Source organism: Frankia sp. Hr75.2, assembly GCF_949319125.1.
Lineage (GTDB): Bacteria > Actinomycetota > Actinomycetes > Frankiales > Frankiaceae > Parafrankia > Parafrankia soli.
Map to the genome: position 1 here is coordinate 28,892 of NZ_CASGGV010000222.1, position 25,096 is coordinate 53,987.

General features: G+C 71.8%; 21 protein-coding genes. 11 read left to right on the forward strand and 10 right to left on the reverse strand.

Annotation, left to right across the window (positions count from 1 at the left end; translation table 11 throughout):
• The first annotated feature begins 11 nt into the window (after positions 1-11).
• On the forward strand, positions 12-698 hold the full coding sequence (locus AC559T_RS15875) for a YdcF family protein (RefSeq protein ID WP_071065341.1): 687 nt from the start codon (positions 12-14) through the stop codon (positions 696-698).
• Between the two features lie 358 nt (positions 699-1,056).
• Positions 1,057-2,940 (forward strand): transketolase, encoded by a 1,884-nt coding sequence (locus AC559T_RS15880; protein ID WP_071065342.1) that lies wholly within the window; start codon positions 1,057-1,059, stop codon positions 2,938-2,940.
• A 75-nt stretch (positions 2,941-3,015) separates the two neighbouring features.
• Here the strand turns inward: AC559T_RS15880 and AC559T_RS15885 are convergent, their stop codons facing one another.
• The 8 genes from AC559T_RS15885 to AC559T_RS15920 all read right to left on the reverse strand — a co-directional run bounded on the left by AC559T_RS15885 (position 3,016) and on the right by AC559T_RS15920 (position 12,541).
• Positions 3,016-4,242 (reverse strand): ABC transporter ATP-binding protein, encoded by a 1,227-nt coding sequence (locus AC559T_RS15885; protein WP_498869237.1) that lies wholly within the window; start codon positions 4,240-4,242, stop codon positions 3,016-3,018.
• A complete protein-coding gene (locus AC559T_RS15890; protein ID WP_235014107.1) occupies positions 4,239-5,810 on the reverse strand; it encodes an ABC transporter permease in 1,572 nt (523 codons plus the stop codon). The genes AC559T_RS15885 and AC559T_RS15890 overlap by 4 nt, the downstream gene beginning before the upstream one ends.
• A 5-nt stretch (positions 5,811-5,815) precedes the next feature.
• Positions 5,816-6,946, reverse strand: coding sequence for an iron ABC transporter substrate-binding protein (locus AC559T_RS15895; RefSeq protein ID WP_498869238.1), 1,131 nt, complete (start codon positions 6,944-6,946; stop codon positions 5,816-5,818).
• A gap of 204 nt (positions 6,947-7,150) precedes the next feature.
• On the reverse strand, positions 7,151-8,167 hold the full coding sequence (locus AC559T_RS15900) for a M56 family metallopeptidase (protein WP_112106840.1): 1,017 nt from the start codon (positions 8,165-8,167) through the stop codon (positions 7,151-7,153).
• Positions 8,160-8,666 (reverse strand): BlaI/MecI/CopY family transcriptional regulator, encoded by a 507-nt coding sequence (locus tag AC559T_RS15905; protein ID WP_498869239.1) that lies wholly within the window; start codon positions 8,664-8,666, stop codon positions 8,160-8,162. The genes AC559T_RS15900 and AC559T_RS15905 overlap by 8 nt, the downstream gene beginning before the upstream one ends.
• Positions 8,667-8,706: 40 nt before the next feature.
• A complete protein-coding gene (locus AC559T_RS15910; RefSeq protein WP_498869240.1) occupies positions 8,707-11,511 on the reverse strand; it encodes a non-ribosomal peptide synthetase in 2,805 nt (934 codons plus the stop codon).
• 294 nt (positions 11,512-11,805) lie between these two features.
• Positions 11,806-12,345: a PH domain-containing protein gene (locus AC559T_RS15915; RefSeq protein ID WP_020459727.1), complete on the reverse strand. Its 540-nt coding sequence runs from the start codon at positions 12,343-12,345 to the stop codon at positions 11,806-11,808.
• A gap of 40 nt (positions 12,346-12,385) precedes the next feature.
• Positions 12,386-12,541 carry a hypothetical protein gene (locus AC559T_RS15920; RefSeq protein WP_020459728.1) on the reverse strand — a complete coding sequence of 52 codons (156 nt, stop codon included), beginning with the start codon at positions 12,539-12,541 and terminating at the stop codon, positions 12,386-12,388.
• Between the two features lie 98 nt (positions 12,542-12,639).
• On the opposite strand from AC559T_RS15920, the gene AC559T_RS15925 reads away from it, so the two are divergent.
• The 4 genes from AC559T_RS15925 (at position 12,640) to AC559T_RS15940 (ending at position 18,572) form a co-directional block, all read left to right on the forward strand.
• Positions 12,640-13,914, forward strand: coding sequence for a deoxyguanosinetriphosphate triphosphohydrolase (locus AC559T_RS15925; protein ID WP_498869241.1), 1,275 nt, complete (start codon positions 12,640-12,642; stop codon positions 13,912-13,914).
• Between the two features lie 500 nt (positions 13,915-14,414).
• Positions 14,415-16,289, forward strand: coding sequence for a DNA primase (dnaG, locus tag AC559T_RS15930; protein ID WP_131622419.1), 1,875 nt, complete (start codon positions 14,415-14,417; stop codon positions 16,287-16,289).
• 40 nt (positions 16,290-16,329) lie between these two features.
• Positions 16,330-17,508: an RNA polymerase sigma factor gene (locus AC559T_RS15935; protein WP_006538863.1), complete on the forward strand. Its 1,179-nt coding sequence runs from the start codon at positions 16,330-16,332 to the stop codon at positions 17,506-17,508.
• A gap of 161 nt (positions 17,509-17,669) precedes the next feature.
• On the forward strand, positions 17,670-18,572 hold the full coding sequence (locus AC559T_RS15940; protein ID WP_498869242.1) for a class I SAM-dependent methyltransferase: 903 nt from the start codon (positions 17,670-17,672) through the stop codon (positions 18,570-18,572).
• 18 nt (positions 18,573-18,590) lie between these two features.
• On the opposite strand, the gene AC559T_RS15945 is transcribed toward AC559T_RS15940, so the two are convergent.
• Positions 18,591-19,751 (reverse strand): glycosyltransferase family 4 protein, encoded by a 1,161-nt coding sequence (locus tag AC559T_RS15945; protein WP_112106846.1) that lies wholly within the window; start codon positions 19,749-19,751, stop codon positions 18,591-18,593.
• A 235-nt stretch (positions 19,752-19,986) separates the two neighbouring features.
• Between AC559T_RS15945 and AC559T_RS15950 the strand changes: the two genes are divergently transcribed.
• Positions 19,987-20,712: a class I SAM-dependent methyltransferase gene (locus AC559T_RS15950; protein ID WP_112106847.1), complete on the forward strand. Its 726-nt coding sequence runs from the start codon at positions 19,987-19,989 to the stop codon at positions 20,710-20,712.
• A 31-nt stretch (positions 20,713-20,743) separates the two neighbouring features.
• Here the strand turns inward: AC559T_RS15950 and AC559T_RS15955 are convergent, their stop codons facing one another.
• Entirely contained in the window at positions 20,744-21,733 is a 990-nt protein-coding gene (locus tag AC559T_RS15955) for a glycosyltransferase family 2 protein (RefSeq protein ID WP_498869243.1), read from the reverse strand.
• A gap of 493 nt (positions 21,734-22,226) precedes the next feature.
• Here AC559T_RS15955 and AC559T_RS15960 point away from each other — a divergent pair, with 493 nt between their 5' ends.
• The 4 genes from AC559T_RS15960 to AC559T_RS15975 are packed head-to-tail and all read left to right on the forward strand — an operon-like array spanning position 22,227 to position 25,035.
• Complete coding sequence (locus AC559T_RS15960) at positions 22,227-23,012, forward strand: energy-coupling factor ABC transporter permease (protein ID WP_498869244.1); 786 nt, start codon at positions 22,227-22,229, stop codon at positions 23,010-23,012.
• Entirely contained in the window at positions 23,009-23,437 is a 429-nt protein-coding gene (locus AC559T_RS15965) for a PDGLE domain-containing protein (protein WP_112106850.1), read from the forward strand. The genes AC559T_RS15960 and AC559T_RS15965 overlap by 4 nt, the downstream gene beginning before the upstream one ends.
• A 24-nt stretch (positions 23,438-23,461) precedes the next feature.
• Positions 23,462-24,244, forward strand: coding sequence for a cobalt ECF transporter T component CbiQ (gene cbiQ / locus AC559T_RS15970; RefSeq protein ID WP_112106851.1), 783 nt, complete (start codon positions 23,462-23,464; stop codon positions 24,242-24,244).
• On the forward strand, positions 24,241-25,035 hold the full coding sequence (locus tag AC559T_RS15975; protein ID WP_498869245.1) for an energy-coupling factor ABC transporter ATP-binding protein: 795 nt from the start codon (positions 24,241-24,243) through the stop codon (positions 25,033-25,035). Before cbiQ ends, AC559T_RS15975 begins: the two co-directional genes overlap by 4 nt.
• The last annotated feature ends 61 nt before the right edge of the window (positions 25,036-25,096 follow it).

The following is a 25,096-nucleotide window of genomic DNA, read 5'->3' on the forward strand; positions in this document are numbered from 1 at the left end:
CGTGACATCGCGTGGATCTGTCCCTCCGGCGGCTTGTGCCCCGTCCGCCCTCGGCGTCCTGGTTCAGGGTGCCCTGGTGGCGCTGGGCGGCCCGAATCGTCGCGATCATCGTCGGGATCGTGCTGCTCGGGTCCGTGATGACCTTCGGGCAGGTGTGGTGGGTCGGGCGCGGTGACGACCGGCGGGCCTCCGACGCGCTGATCGTCCTGGGCGCCTCGCAGTACGACGGCCGGCCGTCCGCCATCCTGGCCGCCCGGCTCGACCACGCCCTCGAGCTCTACCGGTCCGGGGTCGCGCCACGGGTCATCACGGTGGGCGGCAACCAGCCGGGGGACCGCTTCACCGAGGCCGAGGCCGCCGGGTCCTACCTGCGTGACCACGGCGTCCCGTCCAGCGCCGTGCTGGTGGTGCCCCAGGGCGTCGACACACTGTCGTCGCTGACCGCGGTGGCCGGGCTGATGGACAGCCGGCAGTGGCGGTCCGCGGTGGTGGTGACCGACCGCTGGCACAGCCTGCGCTCCCGGGCGATCGCCGACGACCTCGGCGTCGACGCGGTGACGTCGCCGGCGACGGCGGGCCCGGCCAACCGCGGGTTCGGCACCCAGATGCGGTACATCCTGCGCGAGGGGATCGGGTACCGCTTCTATCAGCTGTTCCATCGGGCCTCGCCGTCCGCGGCCCACACACCCGCCGTCTGACCCGCCCGGGGATCCCCGGGCGGGTGCCCCACCGGGGGGCGGCGGGACGCGCCCGCCGCGTGATGATCACCACGGTGTGGTGTCGGCCCAGGACGGGTGGACGTCGCGGACCACGCCCAGTAGTCCCTGCGTCCCGGCCGATCGCCAGGTGGCGGCGGGGCCGTGCGGGCCGGGTGACGAGCGGGAAGGTGTGACGAAGGCGCGATTGCGCCAGGCGTGGCGGGCCGTAGGTGCTGGTACGGTTCGGATCGCGGAGTGACAGGGTACTTCGGCAGGCGACGGAACGCTCGGGCCGGCCGGCCCTTGACACATCCGTGCAACCGATCTGCGCAGCACAATCCTGACTAAGGAGGCTGGTGTGGCAACTCCCGTGTCCGAAGTGGTCGGTGTCGCCGACCTGGAGACGGTTCGGGAACTCGCACAGCAGCTGCGGGTCGACTCGGTGCGCAGCAGCACCTCGGCCGGATCCGGTCACCCGACCTCCTCCATGTCCGCCGCGGACGTCATGGCGGTGCTGCTGACGCGCCACCTGCGCTACGACTGGGACACCCCGGACGACCCGGCGAACGACCACCTGATCTTCTCCAAGGGGCACGCGTCGCCCCTGATCTACTCGATGTTCAAGGCGGTCGGCGTCGTCACCGACGACGAGCTCATGACCGGCTACCGCCGGTTCGGGCACCGGCTGCAGGGCCACCCGACCCCGGTCCTGCCCTGGGTGGACGTGGCGACCGGATCGCTCGGCCAGGGCCTGCCCGACGCCGTCGGGGTCGCGCTGGCCGGCAAGTTCCTGGACAAGGTTCCGTACCGGGTCTGGGTCGTCTGCGGCGACAGCGAGATGGCCGAGGGCTCGATGTGGGAGGCGCTGGACAAGGCCGCCTACTACGGTCTGTCCAACCTGATCGCGATCGTGGACGTCAACCGTCTCGGCCAGCGCGGTCCCACCGAGTTCGGCTGGGACATGGACGCCTACGCCCGCCGGGTCGAGGCGTTCGGCGCCCGCGCGGTCGTGATCGACGGCCACGACCTGGGCGCGATCGACGCCGCGCTCGCCGACGCCGAGGACGCCTCCCGGCCCACGGTGATCCTGGCCCGCACCCGCAAGGGCGAGGGCTTCTCCGAGGTCGCCGACGCCGACGGCTGGCACGGCAAGCCGCTGCCCGAGGACATGGCCGCCCGGGCGATCGCGGAGCTGGGCGGCGAGCGGAACCTGCGCGTGCGCGGCCCGGTTCCCCCGGCGGACATGGCGCGCCCGGCCCCGGCCCAGAAGCCGGCGATCAAGCTCCCCACCTACGAGCTGGGCGCCAAGGTCGCGACCAGGCGGGCCTACGGCCAGGCGCTGGCCGCGGTCGGCGCGCACACCGACGTCGTCGCCCTCGACGCCGAGGTGAGCAACTCGACCTACGCCGAGGACTTCGCCAAGGCGCACCCCGAGCGGTTCTTCGAGATCTTCATCGCCGAGCAGCAGCTCGTCGCGGCCGCGGTCGGCCTGTCGGTGCGCGGGTACGTCCCGTTCGCCTCCACGTTCGCCGCGTTCTTCTCCCGCGCCTACGACTTCATCCGGATGGCGGCCATCTCGCAGGTCGACATCCGCCTGGCCGGATCGCACGCCGGGGTGGAGATCGGTGCGGACGGCCCGTCCCAGATGGCGCTCGAGGATCTCGCGATGATGCGGGCCGTGGGCGGCTCGACGGTGCTCTACCCGAGCGACGCGACCTCCGCGGCCAAGCTGATCGAGGCGATGGTCGGGATCTCCGGTGTCAGCTACATGCGGACGACCCGCGGTGCCTACCCGGTGCTCTACGGCCCGGACGAGACGTTCGCGCCGGGCGGTTCCAAGGTGCTGCGCAGCTCCGACGCCGACACCGTGACGCTGATCGGCGCCGGGGTCACCCTGCACCACTGCCTGGCCGCGGCCGACGTGCTCGCGGCCGAGGGAGTCTCGGCACGGGTGATCGACCTGTACTCGGTCAAGCCGGTGGACACCGCGACCCTGGCGGAGGCGGCGCGGGCGACCGGTGGCCGCCTCGTCGTCGCGGAGGACCACTACGCCGAGGGCGGCCTCGGCGGCGCGGTGCTCGAGGGCCTCGCGGGCGTCCTGCGCGACGGCAGCGTCTCGCTGCGGCTGGCGCATCTTGCCGTCGGTGAGCTTCCCGGTTCCGGTACCCCGGACGAGCTGTTGGACTTCGCCGGCATCTCCACGCCGCACATCGTCGAGGCGGCGCGCGGCCTGCTGCGCTGAGACCACCTCCCGCGCCGGCTCGTCCGGCGCGGGATCCGCGGCCGCCCGTCCCCCTGGCCGGGCGGCCGCGGATCGTCACCGCGAGGGGTCGTACCAGACCTTCGCGGCGTTCCGGAGCCGGGCGATCACCTGGTCTCCGATCTCGAGGGCGGGCCGGTCGCCGGCCACCCGGGCCTGGGCACGCAGCTCCGTGCCGCTGACGGTGGTGCCGCTGACGGTGCCGCTGCCTGCCCCCGGGCCGGGGATGTTGGCCGCGTTGGCCGCGAGGGCGGCGTCCTCGTCCCGCACGGCGAGGGTGACCAGCACCTCGTGGCCGTGGTAGTCCCGCGCGACGACGCGGGCGAGGCGGCCCGACTCCTGTCCGCCGCCCGTGCCGGGCGGTGTCATCCGGCAGTGAGCGTCCGCGGGCACGAGTTCGATCTGCTCGGGCCGGACGAGCACTGTCACCGGCACCGGCACCGGCCCAGGAGCGGGGTCGGTGAGGTCGACGTCCGTCCCGGTGACGGGCACCGTGCCCAGGGGTGTGCGGACCTCGCCGTCGCCGAGCCAGCCCCGGACCAGCGCGGCCTCGCCCACGAAGCCCGCCACCCACGGGTCGGCCGGCATCGAGTAGACCCGGTGCGGCGCGTCGACCTGGACGATCCGCCCCGCCCGCTGCACCGCCACCAGGTCGGCCATGCTGAGCGCCTCGTCCTGATCGTGGGTCACCAGGATGGCGGTGGTGCCGTCGGCGAGCAGCGCCTCCCGGACCTCGCGGCGCAGCGTCGCCCGCAGACCCGCGTCCAACGCCGTGAACGGTTCGTCCAGCAGGATCAGCGCCGGCCGGGGGGCGAGGGCGCGGGCGATCGCGACCCGCTGCTGCTGCCCGCCGGAGAGCTGGTGCGGCATGCGGTGGCCGTAGCCCTCGAGCCCCACCAGCGCCAGCACCTCGGCGACCCGTCCGGACCGGCGGGTGGCGTGGTCCAGGCCGTATCCCACGTTCCGCGCCACGTCGAGGTGCGGGAACAGGGCTCCCTCCTGGGGCACGACGGCGGCGCGCCGGTGGTGTGGCGGCTCGTGGACGCCGGGTCCGGCGACGGTCCGGCCCCGCACGCTGATCTCGCCCGCGTCGAGGCGTTCGAAGCCGGCGACGGCCCTCAGCAGCGTCGTCTTCCCGCAGCCGGACGGGCCGAGTACCGCGAGCAGCGAGCCCGCCGGCACGACGAGATCGAGGCCGTCGAGTGCGCGGACCGATCCGAAGCTGCGCACCGCGCCCCGCACCAGCAGCGCGGGCGGGTCCCCGCCCGTCCCCGCGCGGCTCACCGGGACACCTGTGCGCCGGACTCGGCCAGCACTCCGGTGCGGCGGGCGAGCAGCCATGCCGGACCGGCGGAGACCACCAGCAGCAACGCCGCGTACGGGGTCGCCGCGGCGTAGGCGGCGACGCTTGTCTGCGTCCACAGCTCGGTGGCCAGGGTGTCCATGCCGGTCGGCCGCAGGAGCAGCGTCGCCGGCAGCTCCTTGACGCAGGCGATGAACACCAGGGCGGCGCCCGACGCCACCCCGGGGATCATCAGGGGCAGCGTCACCGTCCGTAGGACGCCGAGCGGGCGTCTGCCCAGTGAGGAGGCGACCTCCTCGAGGACCGCCGGGGCCTGCGCGGCCGCGGCGGCGATCCCCGCGACGGCGAGCGGCATGAACAGGGCCGCATAGCCGAGGGCGAGCAGCCACGTGCTCTGGTACAGCGGGTAGGCGACGTTGATCCCGAAGAAGACCAGGGAGAGGCCGATCACGACGCCGGGCAGCGCGTGCGAGAGGTAGGTCAGCCGTTCGAGCAGGGCCGCCAGCCGCCCGGGTGAGCGGACCGCGAGGAGACCGACCGGCAGCGCGAGAACGGTGGTCAGCGCGGCGCCCGTGCCGGCCAGCCACAGCGTCGCCCCCGTCGCGCGGGCGACCTCACCGAGCGTGCCCGGCTCCGACACGCCGGCCGCCAGGCGCCGGGCGAGATTCACCGCCGGCAGACCCAGCGAGAGCGCGCAGAGCCCGGCCATCGCGGCGGCGACCGGGAGCCGGGCCCGTCCCAGGCGCAGCCGCGGGTGCGGCCGCCGGGCCCCCGACCCGAGCCGGGTGTAGCGGGCGTGCCTCGTGCGCGTCACGCTCTCCGCCGACAGGACGACCACGGTCAGCAGGACGAGGGCCGTGGAGAGCAGCACGGCGCCGGTCCGGTCGAAGCCGAGGTCGAACGTCACGAACACCGCGCGGGTGAACGTGTCGGTCCGCAGGATGGACACGGCCCCGAAGTCGGAGAGCACATACAGTGCCACCAGCAGCGCGCCGGCGCCGATCGCCGGGCGGATCTGCCCGAGTGTCACCGCGACACCGGTGCGCAGCGGTCCGCGTCCGAGCGACGCCGACACCTCCTCCTGCGCCGGGTCCGCCCCGACCAGCGCCGCGGTCACCGGCAGGAACACATACGGGTAACAGCAGAGTGTCAGCACGAGCGCCGCCGGCCAGAAACCCTCCATCCCCCGGAACGTCGACACCCAGGTGAAGGCGGCGATGTAGGTCGGCACCGCGAGCGGGAGCGCCGCCAGGACGGCGAACGCCCGCCTGGCGGGGAGGTCCGTGCGCGTGACGGCGAAGCCCGAGCCGACCCCGAGTACCACGCAGGCGGCGGTGACCACCGCGGCCAGTGCCAGGCTGCGTGCGGTCAGCTCCGCGACGCGTGTGGTCAGCACCGTCTCGGCCCACCCCGCCCAGCCCGGCGTGAGCGCCCGGACCAGCAGGTAGCAGAGCGGTATGGCGGTGACCGCCGCGGCGCCGAGGGCCGCCAGCGACAGCAGCGGACGACGGGGCGGCGACAACCGGGACAGCGGGAGGGCCCGCGACACGGCGCTCAGGGTGTCAACCCCGACGCCTGGATGAGGGCGATCGTGCCCTCGAGACCATCGAGGTCGTTGAGGTCGACGTCCGGCGTGGTCAGCTCGGCCAGCGCGGGCAGCCCGGCCGGGCCGGCCACCCCGTCGACCACGGGGTACTCGAAGGTCTGCTCGGCGAAGTACGTCTGGGCGTCCGGGCCGAGCAGGTAGTCGACGAACGCCTGCGCCTCGGGGTCGTCGGCGGCGGTGGTGAGGACCCCGACCCCGGCGACGTTGACCAGCGCGCCGATGTCACCGCCGGGGAAGAAGTGCAGCCGGGCGTCGAGCCTGTCCGGCGCGACGCCGCGCTCGGCCGCCAGCTCGCCCACGTAGTAGTGGTTGATCAGGCCGATGTCGAGCGTGCCGGCGTCGACCTCCTCGAGAACCGCGAGGTTGCTGTCGCGGATCTGCGGCTCGTTGTCCGCGAGCCCGGCGAGGAACTCGCGGGTGCGCTCCTCGCCGTGCACAACGGTCATCGCGGTGACGAAAGCCTGGAACGAGGCGTTGGTCGGCACCACCCCGACCCGTCCGCTCCACCGGGGCTCGGTGAGTTCGAACACCGACGCCGGCAGTTCCGTCTCGGCCACCGCGTCCGCGTTGTAGACGAGGACCCGGGATCGCGCGGTCACCCCCACCCATTCGCCGCCCGCGGATCGGAAGCCCGCCGGCACCGAGTCCAGGCTTGCCGCGGGCAGCCGCGTGAACAGGCCCTCCTTGGCCACCGCGCCGAGCGCGCCGGCATCCTGGGCGAGGAAGACGTCGGCTGGTGACCGGTCGCCCTCCTCCAGGAGCTGGGCCGCCATCTGCGCGGTGTTGCCGTACCGGGCCTCGACGTCGATGCCGGTGTCGGCGGTGAACCGCTCGAGCAGCGGCGCGATCAGATCCTCGTTCCGGCCGCTGTACAGGGTGAGGGAGCCCTCGGCCGCGGAGCCGCCGTCGTCGCCGCAGGCGGTGAGGACGGTGAGGGCGGTGACGAGCGCCGCCAGTGCGAACCCGGACTGCGCTCTGCGGCGTGCGTGGCGTGCGTGGCGTGCGTGGCGTGCGCGCCGCCGCGGGTGCCGGTGGGCGTGCGGCGCGTCGTCGGGGGTGCTCGCGCGGACATCAGGCACGGCGGAAGTCCCTCTCTGTGAGACGTGCTGGCAGCGCGACCGGGCCCGCCGCAACTTCTACGATGTTTGTAGAACTTAGCGGAGCCTTACCTTAAACCTGATGACTGTGGCGCGGTTCACATATGCCACGCAAAGGCTCGCCTGGGCCCCGCTGACCAGCGCGTTCACGGGCGGCAACCGGCCGCGGCCCGGGGTGGGTGAGGGTCAGCAGTCCCTGTTCGTGAAGGCGAACGGGAGGGGAAGGTCGACCAGCGCCTCGATCGCCAGACCGCAGGACGCGGCGGCGAGCGCCGCCGGGAGCGCGGACAGCGCAATCCGGTTGAGCCGGTTCCCGGGCGGCGGCACCAGCAGCGCGGCCACGCGGCGCGGGACCGGGCCGGACCCGGACGGCAGCCGTCGTCGTCGGGCGCTGACCGGTGCCCCGTACCGGCCGCCGACGACTCGGCGGCGGCGGCCGGGATCGCGGCGGAAACTGCCGATGTGCAGGGTGGTCGTGCCGCACACGGCGTGGGGTGAGGTCGTCAGCAACGCGGCTGTGCTGATCGCGCGGGCCACGACGCGGCGGTCCCGGATCACCCGGGCGGCGTCCTCGTCCGCCCAGCGTTCGACGGCGTACTCGAGGGTCGGCGCGACCGCGCGCAGGCCCGGATGCGCGGCGGCGGCGAGCCGCGCGGCGAAGCTGAAACGGTGATGGCGGGCTGCCAGGTGGGCGCGTTCGTGCGCGATGACGATCTCTCGTTGCTCGGCGGTGAGCGCCGACATCATGCCGCTGGTCACGACGATCCGACCCGGTGATCCGGGTAGGGCGAACGCGTCCACCCGGTCGTCGGGCACCACGACGACCTCGGCGGCACCGGGCAGCGCCGCGGCCTGCGCGCGTGCCGACCGAAGCCCGAGCCGTTGCCGGCGTACCGTCGCCCCGACCGCGCCGACCTGCGCGCAGAACGCGACGAGCGACGCCCAGGACAGCCACCGGGGAGTGACGGCGGTCCGCCAGGCGTCGGTCACCGGCCCGGTGCCGACCACCAGGGCCCAGAGCTCGACCGCGGCCGGAGCCGCGAGCGCCGCGAGACTGATCATGCTGGCCGCGGCGACCAGCACCGCCGCGACGGTGCAGGCGACGACCGCCGTCCGCGGCCACAGCAGATCCACCAGCGCGCGGATGACCAGCATTGTCAGCAGGGGGGCGACGAGCACCGACCCGAGGAGATGATCACTCATCGGACTCGGTGATCAGGGATCGCAGCAACGCCTCGTCGCCGGGGGAGAGGGCGGCGAGGAAGTGAGCCAGGGCCACCCGGTGATCGGCCTGGTCGTCCAGCAGCCGTGTCATCCGCCGGGCGGCGGCGGCGGCCGGGTCGCCCGCGGCGTAGCGGTACGCACGGCCGTCGCGGTGTCGCGTGACCAGGCCTTTGGCGTGCAACCTGGTCAGGATCGTGACAACGGTGCTGTAGGAGAGCGGGATCGACCCGGGAAGCCGCGCGCGTACCTGGGCGGGCGACAGTGCGCCGCCGGACTGGGCCAGGATGTCGACGATCTCCGTTTCGAGGGAACCCCGTGCCCGGCGACCCGTCGCGGACCGACCCGTCGAGTCGACCCGCTCGGCGTCCGCGCCGGCGGGCCCGCCGTTCTCGGTGTTCTCGGTGTTCTCGGTGTTCTCGGCCGAGGCACCGTCGGGGCCGCGCCGCTCGCCGGACGGCATCGCCTCGTCGGGGCTCATAGGCCCACCTTACGAGTGGGTCGGCACGGTCCGGGCGGTCTCAGCCGGGTCGGTTCAGGCGGCCGAACGCGTGGGTCAGTGGCTGCCCGAGCAGGATGGGCCCCGCCAGCGACCCGACCGAGGCGGCCCGCAACGGCGGGGCCACAGCCCACCGCCGGCCCCGCGCCGTCCGCTCGCCCACCCGGACCGCGCCCCGCCAGAGCGCGGCCGCGAGGTGCTCCGCGCGCGGTCGGCTCAGTCGCGCCCGTTCGGCAGCGGCCGCCGTGCCTGTCCCGATCGCCAGGCAGAGCAGGAGCACCGGCAGCGGCCCCAGCGAGGGAAGCGCGATCTCGTACACCGCGTAGTGCGTGAGATAGGTGTACAGGGACGCGCCCGCGATCCCCCCGGCGAGCGCGACGACAGCCCCGGGAAGCGGCACCCGTGGGACGAACATGAGCGCGGCCAGGCCCACCAGCACCACCGTCTCCCGTGTCGGATTGCCGAAATAGCCCGGTACCGTCGCGGCCGCGATCCCCAGCACCGTGAGACGCCCGGCGGTGCCCGTCGCCCGGCAGGCGAGCCAGCCGAGCATGAAGAACCACGCCGCGCCATGCGTGACGTAGAACGCGCTGGGGAAGGTCCCGACGCCGTCCGTCGGGATGTTGACCAGCAGCGCGAGCCCCAGCAGCACGAGGGCGAAGACGAATCCGTTCCGTTGTTCCCAGCGCCGGACCGAGGGGATCGCGAACAGCGCGGCCAGCAGGACCAGCACCTGGACGAGGACCTCGACGAACCAGTACCCGGGCACCCCGCGGCGCAGGTAGTTGTCGATCAGTGCCACGTTGGACAGGCCCACGTCCGAGGCCCTGGCCGCCCGCCAGGCCAGCCAGAGCATGGACGGGACCGCGATGCGCCCGGCGGCGCGCAGGATCCGGCGGCTCGTCGCCGCCCGCCGCCCGGTGCCGCCGGGGCCGCCGGGCGTCAGGCAGAACCGCGCGAAACTCCACCCGGCGACGACGAGGAGGAGATGCGCCCCGCCGAGCAGATGGAACAGCCCGACATGGTTGGCGACGATGAGCACCACGGCCACCGCCCGCAGCACGACGTTGACCTCGACGGTCCGGATGAGACCGGTTCCGGTTCCGGTCGTGCGGGCCGGGAGGGTGCCGCCGCCGTCCCGGCCGCGTGCGCGCCGCCGTCCGGGTCGTCGCGTGTACCCGTCGCGCTGGGCGGCGAGGCGTTCGAGTTCGGCCACGGGCATCGTGGGCCAGGCGGTCGGGAGATGACCGAGCACGCGCTCGATCTCCAACGACATCCGCACATAGGTCAGGGAGTCGCCGCCGAGCCCGACGAAGGTGGCGTCATCCGGTACGTCGGCGTGGCCCAGGATCCGGGCGAACCGCGCGCGAACGACCGACGTCGCCGCGGGAGACAGGGCTGCAGGCGGGCCGGACGGGTGCGCGCCGGACGTCTCGGCCCCGGAGGGGTGCGCGTCGGCCCATGCGCGGACGGCCGGATAGTCGATCTTGCCGTTGGGTCGGCGGGGGATCGCCTCGACGGCCAGTACCCGGACATGGGCCGGTGGCAGGCGCAGCCGGGTGGCCAGGACGGCGGCCGCCTGATCGGTCCCGGGTGCCGTCACCAACACGGTCAGCTGTTCGTCCGTTCCGACGCACGCCGCGCTCAGGCCGCGCTCGGCGAGGATGCGCTCGGTGCGGTCGAGGTCTATGCGCAGACCGAACAGCTTGACGAAGCGCGAGGCCCGTCCGACGATCTCGTACAGCCCGTCCGGTGCGCGGCGCGCGATGTCACCGGTCGTCAGAGCCTCCACCGTGCGGCCCGCCGCGAGGTCCGCCGCGTTCTCGGCGTATCCCATCATCACGTTCGGTCCCCGGTAGACCAGCTCGCCCTGCGAGGGCTGGTCGGGGTCGGGGACGATCTCGAACGATCCGCCGGGGATCGGTCGTCCGATCGACTCCGGGCGGGTCATGGCGAGGTCCGGCGGCAGGTACGCCATCCTCGCGGTCGCCTCGGTCTGGCCGTACATCGCGAAGAACCGCCAGCCGCGGCACCGGCCGAGCCGTGCGAGTTCACGGATCCGCTGTGGCGCCAGGGCACCGCCGGCCTGGGTGACATACCGCAGGAGCGGCAGATCCATGTCCTCGAAGCCGATCCGCCGCAGCAGGTCGAACGTGTACGGCACCCCGTGCAGGCTGGTCGCGCCCCACTCGCGGAACATCGTCCAGAACCGCTCGGCGGTGACCGAGCCCTCGGGGAGCAGCAGCCCGGCGCCGCGCGCGAGGTTGCTGTTCACGACCGAAAGGCCGTAGCAGTAGTGGATCGGCAGCTGGACCGGTGCGCGGTCGCTGTCCCGGATATCCAGGTACGACGCGATCGCCTCGGCGTTCGCCTGGACGCCGTCGGCCGAGAGCCGGACGAGTTTCGCGGATCCGGTCGAGCCCGAGGTCGACAGCAGCAGGGCAAGGTCGGGGTGCAGGTCCCGGGTCGGCCCGGTGTGGTGCTCGCGCATCCGCCAGCCCTCCGGTGCGCGCGCCAGGACGACGTCCGGGCGGTACACCGCGGTGAGTTCCCGAGCCTGCTCGTCGTCGGGGCCGACGAGCAGCACGGGATGCCCGGCGGCGAGCGCGGCGAGGTAGACCACGAGCGGCTCGGGGTCGTCAGACAGCTCGGCGGCTCCCAGGATCATCACCAGCCGCCGCGTCGGGCCCAACCTCGTGACGGCCTGGTCCACCCGGTCCGCGAGCTGGCGGTAGGTGAGCGTTGATCCGTCGGCGCCGACGGTGGCGAGCCGGTCACCGAAGACGCGTAGTCCGCGCGCGAACGGGACGCCAACGCTGGCACGCATCTCTGGCAGGCCCCGACCCTCGCACAACGCAGACGACGACACCGGGTGGATGACGGCGGACTGGAGATGGGCCCGTGTCAGGGCCAGTCCCCATACATGCCCACGTCATCCACCCAGGTGGAAGGCGCTTAGCTTAAGCTCACCTTTCCCTGGAACGCCAGAACCGGGTCCTTCGTTCGGCAGGCAGGGTGAACGGCGCGATGTGGCGAGGCGGCAGTGTGACGGGAGACGCCGGCGGGTATGGGCAGCCGCGTGGTGAGGGTGGGACGTCCCCTCGGGGTGAGTCGAGGGGGATCAGTCGTCGCCGGCCGGGGACGGACCGCCACCGAAGGTCATGTCGACCAGGGTGAGGTAGAGGCGGTCCGGCCGTGGCAAAAAATTGATCTTCGAGAGGGCCTGGTCCTGCCCCGCGGACTCGACCACGAACTCGCCGTAGCCGAGGAGCCGCCCGAGCGGGTCCCGGTTGTAGGTGAGATCCGTGATCTTCGACAGTGGCATCGTCTGAACCTTCCGGAAGACGATGCCGGACACCTTCAGCAACCGCTTGTCGGTGATCATCAGGTGGTCGAAGTGCCAGTCCGCGATCTTCCAGAGCATCCGGAGGATCATGAACAGGGCGAAGTACCACAGCACAGTGGTGATCGGCCCGGTGTCGATGCCCTGTGCCGCGAAGAGGATGTTCACGACGAGCGCGAGCATGACGGCACCCAGCGTCTGCAGAAGGACCGGCAGCATGATGGCCCAGTGCAGCCGGACCATCATCACCAGGCGTTCCTGGGAGGCCAGGTACTTGGTGTCCCGCAGCGCAGGGTCGGGAAGCTGGAGTCTCACCACGGACGAAGTGTCGCAGACATGAGGCCCCGCCGGGACCGCATCACAGGGCCGTGTCTGTCACGAACTCCGACACTCCGTTCCCGATGTCCTCGAGCCAGCCGAACACCCGGTCGATGATGCTCGCGGCGCTGTCCGGTGCGGTGACGACGAAGAAGATAAGGAATGCGATCGCACCGTACTTGACGATCTTGTCCACGGCGGGCCTCCGGGCCGAGTTGGGGGAACGGGGTGCGCCCAAAGTATCGCCGTTGCGATCGACGTAGGTACGTGAATCGCGCCGATACGCTCGGCTATGTGGTCAGTGAGTGGTATGACCCTGCCGACCTGGCGCGACGGGTCACAGAGCAGGACAAGGCTACACCGGGCGAACGCACCCCGTTCGAGCGGGATCGTGCCCGGGTGCTCCATTCGAGCGCCTTGCGGCGACTTGCCGGAAAAACCCAGGTCGTGGGCCCGCTCGACGACGACTTCCCGCGCACCCGGCTGACCCACTCGCTCGAGACGGCGCAGATCGGGCGCGGTCTGGCCCGCTCGCTGGGCGCCGATCCCGACCTGGTGGACGCCGCCTGCCTCGCCCACGACATCGGGCATCCCCCGTTCGGTCACAACGGAGAGGCGGCGCTCGACCAGGCGGCGCACACCTGCGGCGGGTTCGAGGGCAACGCCCAGAGCCTGCGCGAGCTGACCCGGCTCGAGGTGAAGATCGTCGCGCCCGCCGGGGAGACCGGCGGTGGCGCGGCCGGCGGCGGCGTGGGGCTGAACCTGACCCGGGCGACCCTGGACGCCGCCGTGAAGTACCCGTGGCTGCGCCGCGCCGGCACGCCGAAGTTCGGGGCCTACGCCGACGACGCCGGCATCCTCTCCTGGGTGCGCCGCGACGCCCCCGGCGCGCGGCGCAGCTTCGAGGCCCAGCTCATGGACTGGGCGGACGACGTGGCCTACTCCGTGCACGACCTGGAGGACGGCGTCGTCGCCGGGCACATCGACCTCGCCGCGCTGCGTGACCCCGAGCTGCGTGCCGAGCTGGCCGCCCGGACGGCGGCCTGGTACCCGGACGTCGACGCGCCCGCCGCGGCGGCCGGGCTCGACCGGCTGCGCGCCCAGCCGTGGTGGATCCGGGAGGAGGTCGGGTCCGTCGCCGGCCTGGCCGCGCTGCGCGCGATGACCAGCGAACTCGTCGCCCGGTTCTCGATGGCCGCGGTGCGGGCCACCCGCGAGCGGCACGGAGATGAGCCGCTGCGCCGCTACCGGGCCGACCTGGTCGTGCCGGTGGAGACGCTCGCCGAGTGCGCGGCGCTCAAGGGCGTCACCGCGTGGTACGTGATGGGCCGGCCCGGCGCCGCCGAGCGGCGGGCCCGGCAGCGCGAGCTGATCGCCGAGCTGGTCGACCTGCTCGCGGCCAGCGCCCCGGCGTCGCTGGACGCGCCGCTGGCCGACTCCTACCGGCACGCGGCCGACGACGCGGCCCGGCTGCGGGTGGTCATCGACCAGGTCGCCCGGCTCACCGACGCCAGCGCCGGGCGCCGGCACGCGGCACTGACGGGCCGCCCGCTGCCGAGGGCGCTGTGACCAGCGAAAAACGACGTACGCTGTGATCGCTGCCGACAGCGTTTGGGATGGGATGTGACCGTGGCGCGATGCTGGAGTGATCCGGGTGGTCCGTCGGGCGCGTCCGTTGTGGTTCGTGGCGCATCATGGTTCGGCCGGAGCGCGCCGCTCGGTGTGGTCGAGCGTGCGCGTGCGGTGACGTCGCCGTGGCGGTCCGTGGGGTCGCCGATCGGTCGCCCACGGAGTTCCTGCCGGCAAGATCGGCACTGTCGGCCGGATGACAAGTACCATCACGCTAAAGGACCGTTGACACCGGCGTCATCGGTGGCACCGTCCGGCCGGCGGCATAGTAGCCCCGGCGGTCGGCCGTACCACCGGCAGCGTCGTATCAGGTGACCGGACACAAGTAACCCGCGACGCGCAACCCCCGACCGGGGCGCGCCGTCTATCCAGTGACTCGGACCAGTGACCTCGGAGCCCGCCGCTGGTGGGTCCGCCGGACGTGAGCAGGGAGGGTATCGGTGGCCGGACGCATCCGCGACGCTGACATCGCTCTCGTACGGGAGCGCTCACCCATCGCGGACGTCATCGGTGACCACGTGCAGCTCCGTCCGGTCGGCGGTGGCAGCCTGGTCGGCCTGTGCCCGTTCCACGACGAGAAGTCACCGTCGTTCAACGTGCGGCCCTCGGTCGGGTTCTTCCACTGCTTTGGCTGCAACGAGGGCGGGGACGTCTACGCCTTCATCCGCAAGATCGACGGGTTGACCTTCCCGGAGGCCGTCGAGCGGCTCGCCCGGCGGGCCGGCATCACGCTGACCTACGAGGGCGGGGGCACCACCAGCCGCGCGGTGACGAGCCAGCGTCAGCGGCTGCTGGACGCCCACCGGCTGGCCGCCGAGTTCTACGTCGAACAGCTCCACTCCTCCCCGGACGCCCGGGCCGGCTGGGAGTTCCTGGCCTCGCGCGGCTTCGACCGGGCGGCGGCGGAACAGTTCGGTCTCGGCTACGCGCCGTCGTCCTGGGACGCGCTGACCAGGCACCTGCTCGCCCGCCGGTTCACCGCCGAGGAGCTGGAGCTGGGCGGGCTGGCGAAGCGGGGCGGCCGCGGCGGCCTCATCGACCGGTTCCACCACCGCCTGCTGTGGCCGATCCGCGACCTCGGCGGCGAGGTCGTCGGTTTCGGCGGCCGGCGCCTCGCCGAGGGCCCCGATGCCGGTCCCAAGTACCTCAACACCGCCGAGACGCCGCTGTTCAAGAAGGCGAAGCTCCTCTACGGCGCCGACCTGGCCCGCCGCGAGATCGCGCGCCGCTACCAGGTTGTCGTCGTCGAGGGCTACACCGACGTCATGGCGTGCCACCTGGCCGGGGTGCCGACGGCGGTCGCGAGCTGCGGAACCTCCTTCGGTGCCGACCACGTCGCGATCGTCCGCCGGCTGCTGATGGACTCCGACGCCCGCACCGGCGAGGTCATCTTCACCTTCGACGGAGACAAGGCGGGCCAGGCCGCCGCCCTGCGGGCCTTCGAGTACGAGGACCGCTTCGTCACCCAGACCTTCGTCGCGGTGCAGCCGGACGGCCTCGACCCCTGCGACCTGTGGACGCAGCACGGTGACGCGGCCGTGCGCGACCTGGTGGCCAGTCGCCAGCCGCTGTTCGAGTTCGCCATCCGCGGCGTGATCGACCGCTACGACCTCAACACCACCGAGGGCCGCATCGCCGCGCTGGACGCGGCAGCCCCGCTGGTGAACCGGCTCAAGGACGCCGGCATGCGGCACCGGTACGCGGTGAACCTCGACCGCTGGCTCGGCTTCCTCGACGAGCGGTTCGTGGTCGAGCGGGTGGGGCAGCACCGGCCGCAGGCCGGGGCGGCCGAGGGCGTCGGCGCGCGCCGGCGGCTGGACCCGGCGCCGGACGATGCGACCGCCATCGTCGAACGGGAGACCCTCAAGCTCGCCCTGCAACATCCGGGGCTGGCCGGACCGATGTTCGACACGCTGTCCACGGAGCTGTTCACTGTTCCCGCGTACCGCGCCGTCCGGGAGGCGATCGCCACGGCGGGCGGGGTGTGCGCGGGGCTGTACGCGGCCGGTGACCCGTCCGGCTGGGTTGCGGCGGTGGTGGACGCGACGCCGGACGAGGAGCTCCGGCGGTTCGTCCTCGCGCTCGCTGTCGAGGGAGTGCTATGGGACCACGATGTGGACGACCGCTACGTCGACAAACAGATGTCGCGTCTGCAGGAGCTGCACGTGACGCGTCTGGTCCGGGAGGTCAAGTCGCGGGTGCAGCGGCTGAACCCGGCATCCGACACGGAGGCCTACAACCGTGCGTTCGGTGAGCTGATTGCCTTGGAAGAGCGCAGTCGCCAACTCCGGGAGCGGGGCGTAGGTGCCGCGTAACCTGGGTCGATCCCGAGAAGGAAGTGACGAGATTCCGCCCATGAGTCCTACCGTCCTACCCCGTGAGGCCCAGGTGGACGAGGTCAAGGACCTCATCACCCGTGGCAAGGAGATCGGTTTCCTCACCACCGAGGACGTCACGGTCGCGATCCAGGCGGCCGAGCTGCCCCCCGAGCAGGCCGAGACCGTCCTGCAGGTGCTCAACGACGAGGGCATCGAGGTCCTCGAGGCCGGGGGGGAGAACGCCGACGAGGCGGATCTGCTGGCCCGTCGCCGCCGCGAGGAGGAGGAGCTCGCGCTCAAGGCGCCGACCTCCGACCCGGTGCGGATGTACCTCAAGGAGATCGGCAAGGTACCGCTGCTCACCGCGGAGGAGGAGGTCGACCTCGCCAAGCGGATCGAGGCGGGCCTGTTCGCCTCCGAGAAGCTCGCGGTGGCGACGAAGAAGACCTCCCCGCAGATGCGGCGGGATCTCGAGGCCATCGAGCGGGACGGTCAGATCGCCAAGCGGAAGCTCGTCGAGGCGAACCTGCGGCTCGTCGTCTCGATCGCCAAGCGCTACGTGGGGCGCGGGATGCTCTTCCTGGACCTCATTCAGGAGGGCAACCTCGGCCTCATCCGCGCGGTCGAGAAGTTCGACTACACCAAGGGCTACAAGTTCTCCACCTACGCCACCTGGTGGATCCGGCAGGCCATCACCCGCGCCATCGCGGACCAGGCCCGGACGATCCGCATCCCGGTGCACATGGTCGAGACGATCAACAAGCTGATCCGCATCCAGCGCCAGCTCCTGCAGGACCTCGGCCGGGAGCCGAGCCCGGAGGAGATCGCCAAGGAGATGGACCTCACGCCCGACAAGGTGCGGGAGATCCTCAAGGTGTCGCAGGAGCCGGTCTCCCTGGAGACGCCGATCGGTGAGGAGGAGGACTCCCACCTCGGCGACTTCATCGAGGACTGCGACGCGGTCGTCCCGGTGGACGCCGCCAGCTTCATCCTCCTGCAGGAGCAGCTCGACTCCGTGCTGCACACGCTGTCCGACCGCGAGAAGAAGGTGATCCAGCTGCGCTTCGGCCTCACCGACGGCCATCCGCGCACGCTGGAGGAGGTCGGCCGCGAGTTCGGGGTCACCCGGGAGCGTATCCGGCAGATCGAGTCGAAGACGCTGTCGAAGCTGCGCCACCCGTCCCGATCCCAGAAGCTGCGCGACTACCTGGAGTAGTCGAACTCGTAGTAGTCATTCGTTGACTTAACGTGTTCGGCCTGTCAGGGTCGGACCTTGTGACGCAGCGGTCAGGCAGTCCGGAAGGATCTGCGGCTCCCGGACTCTCTGACGGTAGGGCTTCAGCACCCGCGCGCATCTCGCGTGTCCGCTCCCTGGCGGTGGCAGTGACAGGGGGACGGACGTTTCTCGGCGCGAGGTGGGTCCGCGCTCTGCTGGCGCTGACCCCGCCCGCCCGGCAACCAGGTCTCGCGCTGTGGCTGCTCGGGCTGGCCCCGCATTACTTCCGGGGCCGCGACCGGGGCGGCGAAGCCCATCGCAACCGTGTGTCACGAGAGCTGTTCGTCCGGGATGTGCTCGCACCGTTCCTGGCACCCGAGCAGGACCTGCTCGACATCGGCTGCGGCCCCGGGTACCTGGCGAGGGCGGTGGCCGGGCGGGTCTGGTCCGTCACGGCGGTCGACGTCTCGCGGGGCGTCCTGGCCTGCGCGCGGGTCCTCAACTCGGCAGTCAACATCGATTATCGGACTCCCCGGGAGTTCTTCGGATCCCGGCGTCGGGTGGACATCGCCGTGTCCCTCGCGGTCGCCGAGCACCTCGGCGACGGTGAGCTGTCGGCGATGCTGTCCTCGGTACGGCCCACACTCCGACCGGGCGGCCGCCTTCTCCTTCGCGTGGCCGTGGCGGACTCCGACACCTCCGGCGAGGGCGTGCCGCCGTCCGCCGGTCCGGCACCTGGCCTGTGGGGTCGATACGCCCTCCGGATCCACCCGCGCACCCGGGACCACCTCGTGGGGCTGGTCGAACGGGCCGGGTTCAGCGACGTCGAGCTCCACGCCCTGGGCACGCTGACCGACCTCGACGACGGGCTTGCGGCCCGGCATCTGCTGGTCGCCACCCGCCCGCACGATCCGGTCGCACTCCGGACCGCACTCGAGTTCGCTCAGGCCCGCCCGGACAGCCAGGTAGGCATGCGCGTCGGGGTTGGTTCGGACGCGCGGACCGGGCCGGATGGCGTGGCGGCGGTCCTGGTGGACCTCGAGGAACGCCGAGCGACCGCCTGAGGCCCGCCTCCGGCGTGGTCAGGTGATGCTCTGCGCGGGTGCTCCGCCGACAGGGGAGACGTCCGGCTCGCGTCCCAGCAGCGCGGCGAACACGGCCCGGGTGTGGTCGCCGGGGTCGGTGATGGCCCGCGCCCACTCGGAGGCCTGCCGGCCGGCACGGGCCAGGCGCGCCCGGTCGGCGAGCAGGTCCTGCAGGATGTGTGCCAGAGCCGGCGCGGATTCGTCGGCTGGAGTCCATCCGGTCATGCCTCGTTGATAGGCGTCGCGGGATCCGCCCTGCGCCGGGCCGATCACCGCACAGCCCGCGAGCTGCGCCTCGATGAGCGCCGTCCCGTGGGCCTCGCCGCTGGCGGGCGCGGTCGTGCGCGTCCGCGTGCAGAGGGCGAACAGGTCCGCCGTGGCGTACAGCCTGGCCAGGGCCTCGTCGCCGGGATCCTCGTGCAACTCGGTGTGTTCCCGTGCGGCGACGTGGGCGTGGAGGGCTCCTGGCGCCGGGCCGGGGCCGGCAATCACCAGCCGCACCGGTCCCAGCGTGCGGCTCGCGGTCTTCACGGCCTCGAGGAGGGCCGGCAGGCCCTTGACGTCCCACTCGTCGAGCGGGAAGACGCTGAGAACGGTGGGTATCGGCGGCAGCGGCCGGCGGCGGGCGGCCTCGGCGAGCAGCGTCTCCCGCCAGTGATGGTCCAGTCCGGGCGGGAGGATCGCGCCCATCCGCACGGTCGACAGCGCGCCCGCGCCGAACGAGCTGGTCGTCACCGGATACAGCAGCGGGTCACGGCGCAGGAGGAACCGCAGGTGCGGACGCATCGTCCACATGTCGGTGCCGTGGAAGAGCACGGGGACGCGGCGGGCGCCGGTGATGCGGGCGGCGACGATCCCCGCCGGGACGAGATCGACCCGCCCCACCACGATGCTCTCGACCGTTCCCAGCCGCCGCGTCCGGGCGACGGTGCTCCACAGCGACCGGCACCGGGCGGTGAACTCCGTGCCCATGCGGCCGGCCCACTCGCCCCATTCGTTCGGTTCGATCCGCGAGACTTCGGCGCCGCCCGAGTGCAGACCCGCTGTGACAGCGGTGAGGTGACGCGCCGCTTCCGGATGCGGCTGTGCCGGGCTCAACAGGAGCACTCGTGGATCGGTCGCGCTCGGTTCGGTCGTGGCGGGAGATCTGAGAGTCATGGGCACGGAAAGTGATACTAGTTAGTCTCTCCGTAGTTGTGGTGATGCGTGGGCGTGTCAGTCGGAGAGGTTCCGGGCTGGAGTCGTCGTCAACCCGGCCGACCTGTCCGCGTCGTGTCGCGGTTCGCGCCGGCGGGCCTCGGTGTGGCGTGACGTCCATTACCCTTTGTGTTTGAACAATCTCTTCGTGTAGCCGGACAGTTTGTGTTCGAGTGGGAGCCACAAGGAGTCGCCGATGACCACGGATCTCAGATACCGCAATGCCGGAAACCCGGCCCTGCTCGATCTTGTCGACATTCCACCTGGCCGTGCCCTCGACTGTGGCTGCGGCGCGGGCGACAACGCGCGGCGGCTGCGCGAGCGGGGCTGGCGGGTGACCGGGGTGACCCTCGATCCGGCGGAGCTGGCTGCCGCCGCGGCGGAATGCGAGACCATCAAGCTTGCCGACCTGGCCAATGGCCTGCCGTTCGCCGCGGACGGGTCGTTCGACCTCGTCCTGCTCTCGCACATCCTGGAACACCTCGTCGATCCGGCACCGCTGCTCGCCGAAGCGCGGCGCGTCCTTGCACCCGGCGGGCGGATCGCCGTCGCTCTGCCGAACGTCGCGCACTTCCGCCAGCGTGCCCAGCACCTCGTAGGCCGGTTCGACTACACCGAGACCGGCGTCATGGACTCCACCCACGTCCGCTTCTTCACTGTCGTGACCGCTCGGCGACTGCTGGAGGACAACGGGCTCACTGTCCTCGCGGTCGGAGCCAGCGGCGGCCTGCCCCTGTGGCGCAGCCGGCAGTGGCTACCGGACTCACTGGCCGCACGGGCGGACCGCTGGGCGCTGGAGACTCGACCGAACCTCTTCGCCTGGCAGTCGGTGTTCCTTGTGACGGATGCGCGGACGAGGTCAGCGGGCGCGATCCCGTCACCCACGCCCGCGAACGACGAGACCGCCGCCGCATCCTCCTAGACGGTCGAGACGAGGTCCGGCCCACCCGGCGTCAGTCCAACCGGCGGGCCTTGCCTGCGCGTGGGCGGGGTCCCTGTTCGCCGGTCCGACTGCGGGGGAGACCGGATACTCGTGAGGCGCCGCTCATTCCCTCTGTCATCCAGCCCTCTGCCGTCCAGCGGGTGACCCGCGGTTCGTCCGGACGCGGGTCGCCGCTCGGCGGGAGCGAACCGAGTCCGTCGACCAGCCCGTGCAGGACGAGGGTGGAGACGGCCGTGCCTCTGCGCCGGAACAGATCGAGGACGACGGTGCGTGGCAGTGTTATCACGGCGGTCCACAGCGCCACGAGGGTTGTGCGCACGGGCCAGTGGCGGACTCGGGTGAACCACAGGCGGTTGCGGATCTCGTAGTAGCCGTACCGGGCCGGAGGGACGGTGTCGCGGCCGCCATGCCACGCCAACGCGGGGCTGATCACCACGCTCCAGCCGGCGTTGCGGGCGCGGTGGCAGAAGTCGACATCCTCGAAGCCGAGGAAGTAGCGGCCGTCCATCGGGACCCGCCGGTGACATGCGGCCTTGATGAACATCACGGCGCCGGCTACCCAGTGGGCCTCGCTCGGTCGGTCGACGGGGGCGTGGCCCAGTACCGTCGGCGCGACGAGGAATCGGGTCCGCCGTGCCGCCGCGGACCGCACCCCGGTGTTGCCGACGAGGGTCGGCGCGACGACGCCGATGTTGGTGCCGGCCAGCAGGTCCAGACAGGCCGCGATCGCTGTGTCGTCGATCCACACGTCGTTGTCGACCAACAGATAGGCGGAGGCCGAGGGAAATGCCTCGGCCGCGTGGCGGAACCCACCGCCAAAGCCGAGGTCGCGCGAGGGAACGAGCCAGCTCACCCCCGGAGCGAGCCCACCTGGTTGCTCGGACCGGTCATTGGCCACGACGGTGACCTGGTCGACGTGGACGGAGCCGTCCAGTCGGGTCGCGAGCTCGATGGTCGGGTCGGGCGGGCCCCAGTGGATGATCACCGCGACAGTCTTCATGGACTCACCTCGTGCGGACCTGGCGCAGGCGTGCGGTGGGCTGGCGGGTCGCGGAGGCCTGGGCGCGTCCGCGAACTCCTGGTTGTCGAGTCCCGACCACTCGCGGCCGGACGCACAGGGTAGCAAGAGAATAACTGAAAGTGCTAAGTCATGGTCGTGTGGCGTCGAGTGTCATGGGTGAGTGATGGTCTGTGTGGAATCGCACCTGTATTTCGGTGGCGCGCGATGGGGTTGGGATTGAGGTCTGTCGGGCTCGATTGGTGTGCCGTATGGCATCGATCGACCAGATATTACTTATGGTGATAGCATGGATGCATGTAGTGATAATCTATGGAGCTACGTTACTTAAAGTGTTTAAGAATTCACCTTTGGGGCGTCGAATTTTCCGGGAACAGCTGTTTCTCCTGCAAGTGATTCGCAGCTGCGTATCCTTAGCAGCTGTGGGCCGGTCGGGCATCGCCGCCTGCCCGGACGCCTTGACGGAGGGGGGATCATGCATATCCCGGACGGATTCATGGACGCGCCGACGTCGGTGGCGTTCGGCGTGGTCGCGATCGCGGGCGTCGGTTACGCCGTGAAGCGCGCAGGCGAGGAGAGCTCGGACCAGGTGGTGCCGCTCGCGGGACTGTGCTCCGCCTTCGTCTTCGCGGCTCAGATGCTCAACTTCCCCGTCGCCATGGGGACCAGCGGCCATCTGCTCGGTGGTGCGCTGGCGGCCGTTCTGGTCGGGCCGTGGCTGGGCGCGATCGCCCTGGCCGTGGTGCTCGGCGTCCAGTCGCTGTTCGCCGACGGAGGCCTGACGGCGCTCGGATTCAACATCACGAACATGGCGGTGGTGGGCGCGCTCGGCGGCTACGTCCTCTTCTGGCTGGTGCGACGACTCCTTCCGCCGCACGCGCCGTCGGTGGTGGCCGCGTCCGCGGTGGCCGCGTTCCTCACCGTGCCCCTCGCCGCGGGAGCGTTCGTGATCGAGTTCGCCATCGGCGGGACGGTCGACCTGCCGCTGAGCGGCGTGGCTGGCGCAGTGCTCGGAGTTCACCTGCTGATCGGGATCGGCGAAGCCGTGATCACCGCGGCGACCGTGAGTCTGGTCATGAGTACTCGGCCCGACCTGGTGTACGGGGCGCGAGATCTGCGCGGAACGCGGCGGCTGGAGATCCGGCGGCCGGTGCTCGCGGCGCCGAGGAGCACCCCGGCGGCCGCGACGACCGAAACGGCCATGACCGAAGCCGCGGCGGCGCCCGCCGCGGGCGGCTGGGGACGAGGGGAGCGAGCGTGAACTCGTTGGACGAAGCCGGTCAGGTGCAGGCGGCGCCGCCCCCGGCTGCCACCCGCAGTCGGAGCAGGATCTTCCTGGTTGTGGGCCTGTTCGTTGCCTTCGTGCTCGCCGGGTTCGTGTCCGGCTACGCCAGCTCCAGCCCGGACGGGCTGGAGAAGGTCGCCGAGGAGAAGGGATTCCTGGACCAGGCGGAGCACCACTCGTTCGCCGACTGGCCGCTCGCGGACTACGCCGTGTCCGGGATCGACAACGAGCGTCTCGCCGGCGGTGTCGCCGGGATCATCGGAGTGTCGATCGCCTTCGTCGTCGGTGGCGTCCTCGTCCTCGGCGTCGTGCGGCTGCGGCCGCGTGCCTCCGAGCGACGGCCGCCGCTCGCGGACGGGCAGGGGACCGGTGGCGGAGCCGGAACCGCCCCGGCCGCCTGACCGCCGCCGAGAGGTAACCGCGTCATGGGCGGTGCGCACATCCTCGACCCGTACCGGCCGGGCCACACGATCCCGCACCGACTGCCTGCTCAGTGCAAGATCGTGGCCGCGTTCGGCTATGTAGTCTGCATAGTGATCACGCCGATCGCGGCCGGCTGGGCGTTCGCGGCGCACCTGTTCGTCGTGGTCGGGCTGTGCGCGGTCGCCCGCCTCCCACCGCTGCTCGTCCTGCGCAGGCTCGCCGTCGAGCTGCCGTTCGTGGCGTTCGCGGTCGCGCTGCCCTTCGTCGTGCCGGGAGAGCGGATCGACGTCGTGGGCGTCGCGCTCTCCCGACCAGGCCTGGAGCAGGCATTCGGCCTGCTTGCGAGGGCTACGCTCGGTCTGATGACGGTCATCGTGCTCGCCGCCACCACACCCGTCCGGGAGCTGCTCGTCGGCCTGGAGCGGCTGCGGCTGCCCCCGGTGATCATTGCCGTCGCCTCCTTCATGATCCGGTACGCCGGCGTGGTGATCGACCAGATGCACCGGATGGGCGTGGCTCGCCGTTCGCGCGGGTACGAGCCTCGCTCGCTGCTCGCGACCCGGGCGCTGGCCGCGTCCCTCGGTACCCTGTTCATCCGCTCGTACGAGCGGGGGGAGCGGGTCCACCTGGCGATGCTGGCGCGCGGCTACACCGGCGTGCTGCCCGGTACTCTCCCCGGGTCGGCTCCGCGGTGGGTCGAGTGGGCGGTCGCGTTCGGCGTGATCGCCGTGGGTGCCGCGATCGCGGTGGCAGGCTGGAGCGTCGATTTGGGCGTGTATTCGTGATCGTTTCCGAGATCCCCGCGACACCGGGCGGACCGGTCGTCGAGATCGAGGGGCTGGCCTTCGCGTATCCGGACGGCCGCCAGGTACTCTTCGGCGTCGACCTCATGATCGCTCGCGGCGAGCGGATCGCCGTACTGGGGCCGAACGGCGCGGGCAAGACGACGCTGATGCTGCATCTCAACGGAATCCTGACCGCCGGGTCCGGGACGGTGCGCATCGACGGCGCGCCGGTGGCCGGCGGAAACATGCGGGAGATCCGCCGGCGTGTCGGCCTGGTGTTCCAGGATCCCGACGACCAGCTCTTCATGCCCACGGTCGGCCAGGACGTCGCCTTCGGCCCGGCGAACCTCGGCCTGCGCGGGGCGGAACTCGCCGGGCGGGTCGGCGAGGCGTTGTCGGCGGTCGGTCTGCGCGACCACGCGGACCGGGCACCCCACCATCTCAGCCTGGGCGAACGGCGCCGGGCGGCGGTGGCCACGGTGCTCGCCATGCGGCCCGACGTCCTCGTCCTCGACGAACCGTCCGCGAATCTCGATCCGGCGGGGCGGCGGGAACTCGCCGAGGTCCTCACCGGCCTGGACCTCACCCTGGTCATGGTGACGCACGATCTTCCCTATGCGCTGCAGCTCTGCCCACGTTCGGTCATCCTGGACGGTGGAGTGATCGCCGCGGACGGCTCGACGCAGGCCCTGCTCTGCGACGCGGAGCTGATGGCCGCCCATCGTCTCGAGTTGCCGTTCGGCTTCGAGCCTCGCCGAACCATAACTGGAAGTGGTTGCAGCGTGCCTTAGAGTGACGGTATGGATGGTGCGTCGAGGGCTTCAGAAGATGAAGACGGTCCACGGACCCTCC